13 protein-coding genes are annotated in these 12,298 nt (G+C 43.7%); 12 read left to right on the top strand and 1 reads right to left on the bottom strand.

Annotation, left to right across the window (positions count from 1 at the left end; genetic code table 11):
- The first annotated feature begins 90 nt into the window (after positions 1-90).
- The 6 genes from GT575_RS07575 (at position 91) to GT575_RS07550 (ending at position 4,615) form a co-directional block, all read left to right on the top strand.
- Entirely contained in the window at positions 91-426 is a 336-nt protein-coding gene (locus GT575_RS07575) for a LysM peptidoglycan-binding domain-containing protein (protein WP_055144578.1), read from the top strand.
- Between the two features lie 173 nt (positions 427-599).
- Positions 600-1,445, top strand: coding sequence for a hypothetical protein (locus tag GT575_RS07570; RefSeq protein WP_022216549.1), 846 nt, complete (start codon positions 600-602; stop codon positions 1,443-1,445).
- A 47-nt stretch (positions 1,446-1,492) separates the two neighbouring features.
- Positions 1,493-2,920 carry a hypothetical protein gene (locus GT575_RS07565; protein WP_055273441.1) on the top strand — a complete coding sequence of 476 codons (1,428 nt, stop codon included), beginning with the start codon at positions 1,493-1,495 and terminating at the stop codon, positions 2,918-2,920.
- Between the two features lie 24 nt (positions 2,921-2,944).
- The gene (locus GT575_RS07560) at positions 2,945-3,268 is read left to right on the top strand and encodes a hypothetical protein (protein ID WP_015534869.1); all 324 of its coding nucleotides are present in this window, start codon (positions 2,945-2,947) and stop codon (positions 3,266-3,268) included.
- Between the two features lie 32 nt (positions 3,269-3,300).
- The gene (locus GT575_RS07555; RefSeq protein ID WP_117549020.1) at positions 3,301-4,197 is read left to right on the top strand and encodes a DUF2953 domain-containing protein; all 897 of its coding nucleotides are present in this window, start codon (positions 3,301-3,303) and stop codon (positions 4,195-4,197) included.
- Position 4,198: 1 nt separating this feature from the next.
- Positions 4,199-4,615 carry a GerW family sporulation protein gene (locus tag GT575_RS07550; protein WP_015534871.1) on the top strand — a complete coding sequence of 139 codons (417 nt, stop codon included), beginning with the start codon at positions 4,199-4,201 and terminating at the stop codon, positions 4,613-4,615.
- 320 nt (positions 4,616-4,935) lie between these two features.
- Here the strand turns inward: GT575_RS07550 and rpmB are convergent, their stop codons facing one another.
- On the bottom strand, positions 4,936-5,121 hold the full coding sequence (rpmB, locus tag GT575_RS07545) for a 50S ribosomal protein L28 (RefSeq protein WP_015534872.1): 186 nt from the start codon (positions 5,119-5,121) through the stop codon (positions 4,936-4,938).
- Positions 5,122-5,345: 224 nt separating this feature from the next.
- On the opposite strand from rpmB, the gene GT575_RS07540 reads away from it, so the two are divergent.
- The 6 genes from GT575_RS07540 to coaD all read left to right on the top strand — a co-directional run bounded on the left by GT575_RS07540 (position 5,346) and on the right by coaD (position 12,259).
- A complete protein-coding gene (locus GT575_RS07540; protein WP_015534873.1) occupies positions 5,346-5,705 on the top strand; it encodes an Asp23/Gls24 family envelope stress response protein in 360 nt (119 codons plus the stop codon).
- 18 nt (positions 5,706-5,723) lie between these two features.
- Positions 5,724-7,415 carry a DAK2 domain-containing protein gene (locus GT575_RS07535; protein WP_161171812.1) on the top strand — a complete coding sequence of 564 codons (1,692 nt, stop codon included), beginning with the start codon at positions 5,724-5,726 and terminating at the stop codon, positions 7,413-7,415.
- A 42-nt stretch (positions 7,416-7,457) separates the two neighbouring features.
- Positions 7,458-9,494, top strand: a complete 2,037-nt coding sequence (gene recG / locus GT575_RS07530; protein ID WP_161171811.1) for an ATP-dependent DNA helicase RecG — start codon at positions 7,458-7,460, stop codon at positions 9,492-9,494.
- A 20-nt stretch (positions 9,495-9,514) separates the two neighbouring features.
- The gene (locus tag GT575_RS07525) at positions 9,515-11,107 is read left to right on the top strand and encodes a cellulase family glycosylhydrolase (RefSeq protein WP_161171810.1); all 1,593 of its coding nucleotides are present in this window, start codon (positions 9,515-9,517) and stop codon (positions 11,105-11,107) included.
- A gap of 104 nt (positions 11,108-11,211) precedes the next feature.
- Complete coding sequence (rsmD, locus tag GT575_RS07520) at positions 11,212-11,778, top strand: 16S rRNA (guanine(966)-N(2))-methyltransferase RsmD (protein ID WP_055144569.1); 567 nt, start codon at positions 11,212-11,214, stop codon at positions 11,776-11,778.
- The gene (gene coaD / locus GT575_RS07515; RefSeq protein WP_022216541.1) at positions 11,771-12,259 is read left to right on the top strand and encodes a pantetheine-phosphate adenylyltransferase; all 489 of its coding nucleotides are present in this window, start codon (positions 11,771-11,773) and stop codon (positions 12,257-12,259) included. The genes rsmD and coaD overlap by 8 nt, the downstream gene beginning before the upstream one ends.
- The last annotated feature ends 39 nt before the right edge of the window (positions 12,260-12,298 follow it).

Here is a 12,298-nt window from a genome sequence, read left to right as displayed (position 1 = left end):
TTACCAGAAAATGTAAAAATAAAAGTTTTTTGCAGGTAACTATATCATCGGAGGTGAATATATTATAAAAAAGCCTTTCAGGGGTAAGCTATGAATTTTGATACCTGTAACGGAGTTATCCATGTAGTGAAGAGAGGGGACACACTGTATAAGCTGTCCAGGATATACAAGGTAAAGCTCAGCGACATCATATCAGCAAACCCGTACATCAACGTATACAATATGCAGCCGGGGGATGAAGTGTGTATTCCCGTGATCATGGAGGAAGATTTTCTTATATATACAGTGCAGGATGGAGATACATTTGAGGATGTCCTTAAGAATACCGGAGTATCTCCGGATGATCTGTTCAAATTCAATCCGGGTCTCTACAAGATGGCCCTTGCCGCGGACATGGAGATAAAGTATGTGGACTTTCAGAAGTAGATGGATGCACATGGCTGTATGATATCTGTCCTGGCTGCCGGTTTATAGCTGGCAGCTATTTTGCTGTTATCCGCCAGGTTAGAAAAACTTAATTATTCTACTGTTGTAAACTCATTTTTTATATTATATAATTCAAAAGGTGTAGTTTAAAAAAGTATGACAGGAGTTTTTCTATGAATATAATAAGTAAGATCGAGAAGAAGTTTGGCAGATACTCCATTCGAAACCTCACATTATACCTCATCATAGGCTACGGTATAGGATATCTGTTGTTCATGTTCCAGCCAAAGATACTGTTCATGTTGACACTTGATCCGGCGGCGGTAATGCATGGACAGGTGTGGAGACTTTTCACATGGATAATCACACCACCGGTATTCGGTGTCGATATATTCACGATAATCATGCTGATATTTTACTACAGTCTGGGATCTCTGCTGGAACGTACTATCGGAACATTCCTTTATAATCTGTACATGTTCAGCTCCATGCTGTTTACCATGATCGGTATAATGCTTGCACACATATTCTGTACCTATATCATAAGGTATGATTACGCGAGCTCGACTGGTTATTTCGCATATGCATCGACATATTATATATTGATGTCCATATTCCTTGCTATAGCGGTATGCTATCCTGACATGAGCGTGTTATACGCCATGATCATACCGATCAAGATGAAGTATCTCTCGATACTGTATATCGTCATTATAGCGTATTACTTCATCAATGAGACATTTATGGGAAGAGTGAACATAGCCATGTCACTTGTGAGCTTTGTGATATTCTATCTGAGCACGAAGAACTTCAGAAAGTTTTCGCCAAAGCAGATGAAGAGGCGGCGGAATTATAACAGGCAGGTGCGGACAGCAAAACAGGAGAATATCGGACACAGATGCGTTGTGTGTGGAAGAACGGACAAAGATTATCCTGATCTGCAGTTCAGGTACTGCTCAAAGTGTACAGGTAACAAGGAGTATTGTCAGGATCATCTGTTTACCCATACACACAACTAGGATATATGATCAAAGATTTATAAAGAAGATAAAAGAGGAAGTTTATTATGTATAATGAAGAGAAGAAGCTTATAACCGATATACAGAGAAAGAAGGATCTGGACAGGAATCTTGCACTGTTTGCAGGGGTGGCATCGAAAGCAAATTATGAATATGCATGCCACAAATTCACCTTGAATTACCTGACACTCAAGGACATGCATATGGATGGGGATGTCCCTGATGATCCATATATCGCTCAGTGCCAAGCTGTGATCGACAAGATGATAGGCGACTTTGTTGTGGGAGATAAGACGGTGTGCGAGGATGCTGACATGAAGCTTATCTCGGATGTCAGGAACACCATAACAGCCAAGATGAAGGTGCTCACATCATACACGGATGCATTTGAGATGTATGAGTATATTTTAAACAGGAAAGAATACAGTTATCCGGAGAATGTTGACGAGGAGATACAGAAGGAGCTTAAGGAGCTCGATGAGGCGGGCGTCAGTGACTTTGCAGAAGAGATATACAGATTTGTGTTCGCAGATCAGGACAAGGTTGCCATCAACTCCAAACTGCAGTCCATCATAGGACAGCTCCCGATACGTATGACAAAGAACAGATTCTATGACATTCTGGGAGAAACGCTAGATATATATAATGGAGTGGAGAAGGAGTCTCTTGACCAGTTTATTGAGATGATCGAGAATACTGCTCTCATAAGACTTCCAGAGGGATTTGAGACAGAGTACCCTGAACTACATGAGGCGCTTGAGGTCTTAAAGGCCGGTGATTACACTGCTCTTGATTACGATGGTTACAGAAAGCTCACTGATGTGCTGGACAGAAGTGCAGCATTCCTGAATTCGGTTGTGACTGAATATATGCTCATCATAGAGCTTGTAAACGATCTCTATGTTATGATGCTTGCGCTGGATTCAAAGGAAGGCGTATCTGAGAGCTGTAAGAAAGCGATGACTGTCATAGAGAAGGCTGTCGCTGACGACGGAGAGCATCTTGAGGATGTATATGCACTCCTTGACGATATCGTCGGAGAACAGGAGCTGGCAGGAGAGCATAAGGTAATGCTTGAGTCCGCTGTGTATGACATCTCAACCGGTTACACCGATGATATTGCCGCAAATGAGCTTCAGGATACATACAGAGATCTGGAGATTATGGATAAGCTTCTCTCGGGAAGTATGTTTGTGGATATAGACAATATAGCTGTGATGGGCGTACTCAATGTGGATACTGATTATATAGCTGCATGTAAGGAGAAGCTGACAAATGAGTTTGCAGATTTGTTTGCTGCCAACTCAATGACAGTCAACAGAGCCATCATGGCAAAGATACTCTCCAACATACCTGTTTTCTTCAACACAACTGATGAGATCAGGGAATATGTAAACGGATCTCTTTCGAGATGCAGGGAAAAAAGTGAACTTCTTGCGGACTATATTGTTATAAAGCAGATGATGGAAGAATAAACTGTTTATTACAGGTGATTGAATATGGTCATTGATGATAAGTTTTATGTTGGTGGAGCCCGGGACCGGCAGATCATAAGGATGGTCAGAGGAATAAGGCGCTTCCATAGAGTAAAATATGTGCCTGGAGTGTTCGTTATCACACTTCCGTTGTTTGGAGATGGGATTCTGGAGATATATGAGTTGAATGAACTCAGGCAGAAGATCTACACTGACATGGGCGATGCTATACATATTGTCGGTGCAGCTCCAAGCAGATTCCAGGCTGTACTGCTTGTCAGGGATATAATAGATGATATATATAAGAAGACCGGGGATGTTGATGTGGAGAGATTTTTTGCATCGTGACCAGATAGTCTCTGGGTCTAAGGGGATGGAGCATGCATATTGTTTGGTTGATATTGAAGATACTGCTCATAGTTATCCTGTCGCTGGTGGGACTGGTAGTGCTTCTTGCACTTCTCGTATTGTTTGCGCCGGTGAGATACAGGGCGTATGTGAAGAAGGATGATGACATATTTGCGAAGTTCTCTGCCAGATGGCTTGGTTTTGTCCTGTGTTTTAAGGTTTTGTATGATTCGGACGGCCTTCGGTACAGGCTGAGGCTGTTTGGCGGAACCATCATGGGCAGCGAAAAAAGTGCCATACCGGAGCCGGAAGAAGAGGTATATTCTGAACCCGGGGAATACAGTCGGGCTGAGACAGAGGAAGAAGCTTCTGACAGTCCGGGATATGAAGACTATCCATCGGTGGAGCCGGAGGACAGGCAGTTTCTTCTTGAGGACAGCGAATTTGAGGAGCCCGTACCGGGGCCGCTCATCAGGCTGGGCAGAAGGATAGACAGTATGGCAAAGACGGTTGTATCGAAGTTCAAAGATCTGTCAGAGAAGTTTGCCAGTCTGAAAAAGAAAAAAGATGGCTATACTAAGCTTGTACACAATGTCAGAACAAAGGAAGCCATGAGAGTTTTCAAGGTTGAACTGATAAAGGTGTTAAAGCATCTTAAGCCCACAAAGCTTAAGGGGCAGATCATATATGGTGCGGATGACCCGGCAACAACAGGTGAGCGTCTGGGGTATATGAGCCTGCTTTTCCCACTATACTATGATAATATAGATATAACACCGGATTTCTCTGAAGCCCGGCTGGAAGGAGACCTGTTCATGAAGGGCAGGATAAGACTTGGAACAATCGGCTGGAGCGTGCTGAAGGTGATCTGGAACAAGAATGTCAAGATAACTATTGCTCGATTAAAAAAGATATCAGGAGGAAATTGATATGGCAAATATGAATATTGAGGGAACACTTGGTTCTATGTTTAAGGGAATGGATGGCTTTATATCATCGAAATCGGTGGTGGGAGAGCCTGTGTATGTCGGTGACACGATCATTATTCCTCTTGTAGATGTCAATTTTGGTATGGCTGCCGGAGCGTTCAATAAGCAGGACGGCAACAAAGCTGCCGGAGGAATCGGAGCAAAGATGAGCCCGTCTGCTGTTCTTGTCGTCTCAGGAGGAAATACGAGACTTGTAAATCTCAAGAACCAGGATGCCGTAACAAAGATCATAGACATGGCCCCAGAGGTCGTAGATAAGATCGTGGGTCTGTTCAAGAAGGACAAGACAGAGGAAGAGAAGAATGTTGACAAGGCGATAAATGATGTCGCACAGTCAGAGGAATCTGTCACAGAATAATAAATATCAGAATATATAATATAAGTAAGATTCAGTGCGTTGGGAAATGCATTATTAAAAAGTCACCACATATAATGATAATAAATCATTATGGTGGTGATTTTTTATCTGGAAAAAATTCACAGGATTTGCGTTTTTCTTCACAGCGGTGGGAGTGGTTATAGGATATTTCATAAGTGGATTTGTGGAATTTCTCATAATCGTTATATTATTGCTGTTATCTTATATATTCTCCTGCAGATAAAAAAATAAGAGTGATGATCCTTGAGGACCATCACTCTTATTTATACCAGAACTGAATCGGTGATATTATGCAAATATTATGCACGCTCGACCTTACCAGATCTTAAGCAAGATGTACAAACATAGATCTTCTTTGGTGTACCATCAACTACAGCCTTAACAGACTTAACATTTGACTTCCACATCTTGTTTGCTCTTCTATGAGAGTGGCTCACTTTGATACCGAAATGAGCACCTTTATCACAAATTGAACATTTTGCCATAATAGCACCTCCTTCAATGAATAAACTAACTTTCTTCCTAAGTTCACAACAAGACATATAATAGCAGATTATTTTTCCATATGCAAGCAAAATATTTATTTTTTATTGGAAATGAAGAAATACTATAGAATAAAATTAGATTTATGCTATAATTGATGAGTAATTGTGTTTATAAGTCGGTAGATATGATGAACACTGGTGACTTTGTTAGAAAGGAGTCGTGTATGAAGGAATATATTAATAGCGATAACGGTAAAGTAAGTATAGATGAGAGTGTTGTTGCACAGGTTGCAGGACTTACAGCCCTTGACTGTTTTGGAATAGTAGGAATGGGAATAGTCAGTGTCAAGGACGGAATTGTAAAGCAGCTCCGCAGAGACAATGTTTCTAAGGGTGTAAATGTACGTTTTGATGAGAATGGTGATATAGTCATTGAGCTGCACATAGTTGTTGCTTATGGCGTTAGTATAAAGGCTGTCACAGACAATCTTATGCAGTCGGTAAAGTACAAGGTAGAGGATTTTACGTCGTTTAAGGTCAGCCATATCAATGTCTATGTTGAAGATGTTAAAGTACTTGATTAGTTTGGAGGATAGAGTAAAGTGAGTAATACGATTGATGCGCTTGCACTGAAGAAAGCATTTATTGCCGGTGCCAATAATCTTGATAAGAACAAGGAATATATCAATGAACTTAATGTGTTCCCTGTGCCTGACGGAGATACAGGAACTAATATGACGCTGACAATCCTGTCTGCAGTGAAGGAGGTTGAGGCGGCACCTGATGATATGAAGTCCATAGCAAAGGCCATGTCCACAGGTTCGCTCAGAGGCGCCAGAGGTAACTCAGGTGTAATTTTGTCACAGCTTTTGAGAGGCTTCAGCAAGAAAGTGCAGGACGCAAGGACCATAGATGTTCACGTTATAGCAGACGCTTTTCAGAAGGCTGTGGAGACTGCATATAAGGCTGTCATGAAGCCTAAGGAGGGAACGATTCTCACAGTTGCCAAGGGCGTGGCGTCCAAGGCAAGGGAGTGTGCTGATGCAGATATGTCCCTTGCACAGTTCTGTGACGAGGTTATTGAATATGGAGATGCCGTTCTTGATTCCACTCCTGAGATGCTTCCGGTTCTGAAGGAAGCCGGCGTGGTCGATTCAGGTGGACAGGGACTCATGGTGGTGCTCAAGGGTGCTGTCGACTGTCTCATGGGCAGAGTTACAGTTGAACTCAGCAAGAACACAGGAACAGTGAATGTGGCAAGAACATCCACAGGCGCAGGCAACGATTCCATATCCACAGCGGATATAAAGTTTGGATATTGTACAGAGTTTATTATCAATCTTGAGAAGCCATATGGCGAGGCTGAGGAGGATGATCTGAAGAGCTTCCTCGAGTCTATAGGTGACTCGATAGTATGTGTATCTCTTGATGATATAGTTAAGATACATGTGCATACCAACCATCCTGGTCAGGCATTTGAAAAGGGTCTTACACTTGGATACCTTACTAATATGAAGATAGACAACATGAGGATAGAGCATCATGAGCGTGTTATCGGTCAGGCAGAGCGCGATGAGGCCGAGAAGCAGGAGGAAGAGAGGCAGCACAGAAAGCAGGAGCATAAGGAGCCTCGTAAGAAGTATGGATTTATTACGGTATCCATGGGTGATGGTCTCAAGACTCTTTTTGAAGAGCTTGGAGCAGACCGTGTTATAGAAGGCGGACAGACCATGAATCCAAGCACTGAGGATATGCTCAATGCGATCGATGATGTGAATGCCGAGAATATATTTATACTCCCGAACAATAAGAATGTTGTTCTTGCGGCTAATCAGGCGGCAACTCTGTGTGAAGATAAGAATATAATTGTGATTCCAACCGCGAATGCTCCTCAGGGCATAAGCGCCATGATCGCATTCGACAGTACAGTCGATGTGGACGAGAACAGATCTGCCATGAAGTCGGCTGTCAAGAATGTCAAAAGCGGACAGGTAACTTATTCCGTAAGAGATACCTCGATCGATGGAAAGGCCATCAAGGAGGGCGATATCATGGGTATCGGCGATAAGGGGCTTGTCAGTGTTGGAAATGATATAGAGAATGTAACATTTGAACTGATCGCAGATGCGGTCGATGAGGATTCAGAGGTTATAAGCATATATAATGGTGCTGATGTGTCTGAGGAGCATGCGCAGAAGCTTGCTGGCAGAGTGGAGGAGGCATATCCGGATGTTGATGTGCAGTGCTACTATGGCGGACAGCCGATATACTATTATATAGTATCTGTGGAATAACTTTCTGTGTATCTGTGAGATCCGTTGTGAAGAGGTGTATGTATGGAATTGAATGACTCCATAAAGACAATAAAAGGCATAGGTGACAAGACTGCGTCGGCATTTGCCCGGCTTGGGATAGAGACGGTGAACGATCTGCTTCTCAATTACCCCAGGACATATGTCACCTATGAGGATCCGGTGGATATATCAGATCTGCAGGCGGGAAGCAGGCAGTCCGTGAGGGCTGTTGTGAACAGCCGTGCGGAGGTCAGAAAAGTACATGGACTGACCATAGTAACATTGTACGCAAAGGATTTCTCTGGGACAATTAAACTTACCTGGTTTAATTGTCCTTTTTTGCGTAATTTCTTTCATATAGGTCAGGAGTTTGTGTTTGTAGGAAATGTGGCTTATAAGGGCGGTATGATGACCATGACGCAGCCGGAATACTACAGTGATGATAAATACGGCGAACTTACGCATGTTTGGCAGCCGGTGTACACGGTAACGCCCGGTATAACCTCGAAGACCATACAGAAGGCTGTGAGAGGCGCAGAGGAAGCCATAGACAGGCTTGAGGATTACCTGCATGACAATGTGCTTGATGAGTACCATATTATGGGTATACAAAAGGCTATCCACTCGATTCATTTTCCTCAGGATGAGCAGAAGCTCAAGGGGGCTGTGAAGAGGATGGCATTTGATGAATTTTACAGCTTTATATCAAACCTTCACAGGATAAAAGACGACAATGTGTATGCAGAAAATACATGTATAATAAACTGTGATGAGGAGGTCAGGACGTTTATTGAGAACTTGAGGTTCAAGCTTACCGGGGCGCAGATGAATGCGGTGCGTGATATGCTTGACGATATGCGCTCTGAACATGTCATGAACAGGCTGGTTCAGGGGGATGTCGGATCAGGAAAAACCATAGTTGCAGCAGCCGGATTATACGCAGTGGCTGCAAGTGGCTATCAGGGAGTGATCATGGCACCGACTGAGGTTCTGGCGGTTCAGCATTACAAGGAGCTCAGTTCACTGTTTGAGCCATACGGAATATCTGTGGGACTTCTGACGGGTTCCATGACAGCGAAAGAGAAAAGAGAGATGTACAGCCGCATCAAGAATATGGATGTGCAGGTTGTGGTCGGAACACATGCCCTCATACAGGACAAGGTGGAGTATGGAAGGCTGGCGCTCGTTGTAACTGATGAGCAGCACAGATTTGGTGTAAAGCAGCGCGAGAGACTTGCGTCAAAGGGAGAAGCTCCGCACACGCTTGTTATGAGTGCCACACCTATTCCGAGAACCCTTGCGATCATCATGTATGGCGATCTTGACATTTCAGTTATAGATGAGCTCCCGGCGGGAAGAATCCCGATCAAGAACTGCGTTGTGGATGAGAGCTACAGGAAGACGGCTCTCGGCTTTATCATGAAGGAGGTCTCACAGGGGCATCAGATATATATAGTCTGCCCGATGGTGGAGGCCAGCGAAGTTCTGGACGATGTTGCAAATGTGACCGAGTATACGGAGGAGCTGAAGAAGTCCATCAGGGATGGATATGGCGCTGACACTTCGGTGGTATGTTTGCACGGTAAGATGAAGGCGGAGGAAAAGAACAGGATACTCCAGGATTTTGCAGATGGTAAGATAAGCATTCTTGTCTCAACTACGGTCATAGAGGTTGGAATAAACAATCCAAATGCCACAGTTATGATGGTGGAGAATGCAGAGCGTTTTGGCCTTGCGCAGCTCCATCAGCTCAGGGGACGTGTAGGAAGAGGAAATCTCCAGTCGTACTGCATTTTCATGAGCGGAAAAAAGGACAAGGATACTATGGAGAGACTGAATGTTCTGGAGAAGTCAAATGACGGCTTCTATATAGCCGGTGAGGATCTCAAGATGAGGGGCCCGGGCGATTTCTTTGGAATAAGACAGAGCGGGGAGCTGATGTTCAAGGTTGGGGATATATACAATCATGCTGACATGCTTAGGGCGGCGCAGGACGTATACGACCGCTATGGACAGGAGATAGATGCGAAACTGATAAACAAAGGGGATGACAGGCTGTACACTATGCCTGTATTATAAATAAAAAAAGGGGGTATACCATGAAAAATAAGAAAACGATAGTTATGGGAATAATTATTGGCATTTTGCTGATAATTATAGCGGTTATGGGATATGTGATCGCTTCGGGAAAGAAAGGTGATTCCGTTAAGAAAGAAACGCTGCAGGAGACTTCTGCAGGCACAGAAGAAGTAAAAAGTGCTGACAATACGGGCGATACAACTGAGCCGTCAGAAAAACAGGATGACCAATCCTTGGATATTGCAGGCGATTTCTATGCTGAGATAGGACATGATACAACGTGGGAGGCAGATGGCAAAAAGTGTGCTACAGAGAGCATCAACATATATAACAACACATCTGCGTCTGCAAAGGATTGGAAGCTTGAGATTACATATAAGGGAACTCCGGCTGTAGATCAGATATGGGGCGGAGAGTACAAGATATCAGGCAAAACAGTGTCAATAAAGGCCGTGGATTACACCCAGGAGATACCGGCTAAGGGCAGTATCAACCTCGGATATAATTTCTCTTCAGATGACATCGCCGTTGAGAAATACGTGCTGTATGTAAATGACACACAGTACAGCGGAGATGGTCTTAAGATGGTAGCTTCAGCGCCTGAGAAGACCGACAGCAATGAAACAAGCGGAGGCGGGAAAAATACAGAATCCGCTGCCACTGAGAAGAAAAACAATACAAATGTTCCGGGAGAGATCCCATTTGAAACACATGGAAAACTTTCGGTAAAAGGAACGGATATAGTGGACATGAATGGAGACAAATATCAGCTTAAGGGTGTCAGCACCCATGGAATCACATGGTTCCCTGATTATGTGAATAAGGAAGCCTTTGAGACTCTGAGGGATGACTGGGGTGCAAATCTTATAAGACTTGCGATGTATACGGATACAGGAGACAGCTACGGATACTGCAGTGGCGGAGATAAGGACGAGATACTTGCTCTTGTCGACAAAGGAGTTAGTGCAGCGACTGAGCTTGGCATGTATGTCATAGTTGACTGGCACATACTAAGCGATAGTGATCCGAATAATCATATAGATGATGCAAAAGAATTCTTTGACAAGGTATCTAAGAAATATGCGGCACAGGAGAACGTCATATATGAGATCTGCAACGAGCCGAATGGTGGAACCCAGTGGAGCAGTGTCAAGTCGTATGCCGAGACCATAATACCGGTCATCAGGGCAAACGACAAAGATGCTCTGATAATCGTGGGAACTCCAAACTGGAGCCAGGATGTCGATATTGCGTCACAGGATCCGATAACCGGTTATGACAACATCATGTACGCAGTGCATTTTTATGCGGCTACCCACAAGGATGACCTGAGAAATAAGGTTAAGACGGCTCTGGACAACGGACTTCCTGTATTTGTGAGTGAGTTCAGCCTGTGCGATGCATCGGGCAATGGAGGTATTGATTACGATTCATCTGACGAGTGGTTCAAGCTTATAAACGAGAATAATCTCAGCTATTCATCATGGAGTCTGTGTAACAAGAATGAGACATCGGCACTTATAAAGTCCGATTCAACAGCCACGGGCAGCTTATCCGATGGAGATCTGTCTGACACCGGAAAATACGTGAGAGACAGAATAATGGGAAAATAGTGTGAAGATTGGAAGCTTTTCTTGTAATTTGGCAAAAGGCATGGTATAAGAATGTCTGGCAGGAAAAGTTTATGATATACAGTACATATAGATAGGAGAAGAATATGAGGGTTATTGCCGGCAGTGCAAGAAGTCTGAAGCTGGTGACGATTGATTCGATGGACACCAGACCGACAACGGACAGGATAAAAGAAACCTTATTTAATATGCTCTCAAATGATATTCCGGGATGCCGGTTCCTTGATGTGTTCAGCGGAAGCGGAGCTATTGGAATAGAGGCGCTCAGCCGTGGGGCAGCCATGGCGGTATTTGTCGAGAACAGCAGAAAAGCAGTGGAGTGTATCAATAAAAACCTTGCGTTTACGAAGCTTGCCGACAGGGCACAGGTCTTGTCAGCGGATGCAGTTCAGGCAGTGGGGATGCTGGAGAGACAGGGACAAGCATTTGACGTAATATTTATGGATCCACCATATGGAAAGCTTCTGGAAAAGGCTGTGCTTGAAAGACTTGCAGGTTCACCTCTGATGGATGATGACACAATGGTCATTGTGGAGTCTGATCTTGACACGAATTTTGATTATCTTGATGATCTGGGACTGGAGCTTTATAAGACGAAGAAATATAAGACCAATAAACATACATTTATATATAGGAGACTGGAAGATGAGTAGAGCTATTTATCCGGGAAGTTTTGATCCGGTGACACTTGGCCATTTGGATATAATTAAGAGATCTGCGGAAATGTTTGATGAGCTGATAGTCGGGGTGCTCAATAATACCGCAAAATCTCCATTGTTTTCTTTGGAAGAACGTGTTAATATGTTAAAGAATGTAGTCTCAGATATCCCAAACGTGAAAGTTATGGGTTTTGGAGGACTGCTGGTGGATTTTGCAAGACAGAACGACGTGAAGGTCATAGTGAGAGGTCTTCGGGCTGTGTCGGATTTTGAGTATGAATTACAGATTGCCCAGAGCAACAGGAAGGTTGCCCCGGATATTGACACGGTTTTTCTTGCGACCAGTATTGAGTATTCGTACCTGAGCTCAAGCGTAGTCAAGGAATATGCGAGCTTTGGTGTGGATGTACATGATTTTATCCCGGAGGAGATCAGGGATACATTGAGAGATCGATATTCGATAGACAGAGATTGACAGGCGAAGGAAGAATTTTTGGATAGATTATTAGGAGGA

It is taken from the genome of Coprococcus sp. BIOML-A2 (assembly GCF_009875795.1).
GTDB lineage: Bacteria > Bacillota > Clostridia > Lachnospirales > Lachnospiraceae > Coprococcus > Coprococcus aceti.
Note: the sequence above shows the minus strand (reverse complement) of the source record. Positions and strands in the feature narration are given on the sequence as shown.

Excerpts from the sequence above, each read along its gene's own strand:
- GT575_RS07575 (WP_055144578.1), top strand. The coding sequence starts at position 91 with ATGAATTTTGATACCTGTAACGGAGTTATCCATGTAGTGAAGAGAGGG.
- GT575_RS07570 (WP_022216549.1), top strand. The coding sequence starts at position 600 with ATGAATATAATAAGTAAGATCGAGAAGAAGTTTGGCAGATACTCCATT.
- GT575_RS07565 (WP_055273441.1), top strand. The coding sequence starts at position 1,493 with ATGTATAATGAAGAGAAGAAGCTTATAACCGATATACAGAGAAAGAAG.
- GT575_RS07560 (WP_015534869.1), top strand. The coding sequence starts at position 2,945 with ATGGTCATTGATGATAAGTTTTATGTTGGTGGAGCCCGGGACCGGCAG.
- GT575_RS07555 (WP_117549020.1), top strand. The coding sequence starts at position 3,301 with ATGCATATTGTTTGGTTGATATTGAAGATACTGCTCATAGTTATCCTG.
- GT575_RS07550 (WP_015534871.1), top strand. The coding sequence starts at position 4,199 with ATGGCAAATATGAATATTGAGGGAACACTTGGTTCTATGTTTAAGGGA.
- rpmB (WP_015534872.1), bottom strand. The coding sequence starts at position 5,121 with ATGGCAAAATGTTCAATTTGTGATAAAGGTGCTCATTTCGGTATCAAA.
- GT575_RS07540 (WP_015534873.1), top strand. The coding sequence starts at position 5,346 with ATGAAGGAATATATTAATAGCGATAACGGTAAAGTAAGTATAGATGAG.
- recG (WP_161171811.1), top strand. The coding sequence starts at position 7,458 with ATGGAATTGAATGACTCCATAAAGACAATAAAAGGCATAGGTGACAAG.
- GT575_RS07525 (WP_161171810.1), top strand. The coding sequence starts at position 9,515 with ATGAAAAATAAGAAAACGATAGTTATGGGAATAATTATTGGCATTTTG.
- rsmD (WP_055144569.1), top strand. The coding sequence starts at position 11,212 with ATGAGGGTTATTGCCGGCAGTGCAAGAAGTCTGAAGCTGGTGACGATT.
- coaD (WP_022216541.1), top strand. The coding sequence starts at position 11,771 with ATGAGTAGAGCTATTTATCCGGGAAGTTTTGATCCGGTGACACTTGGC.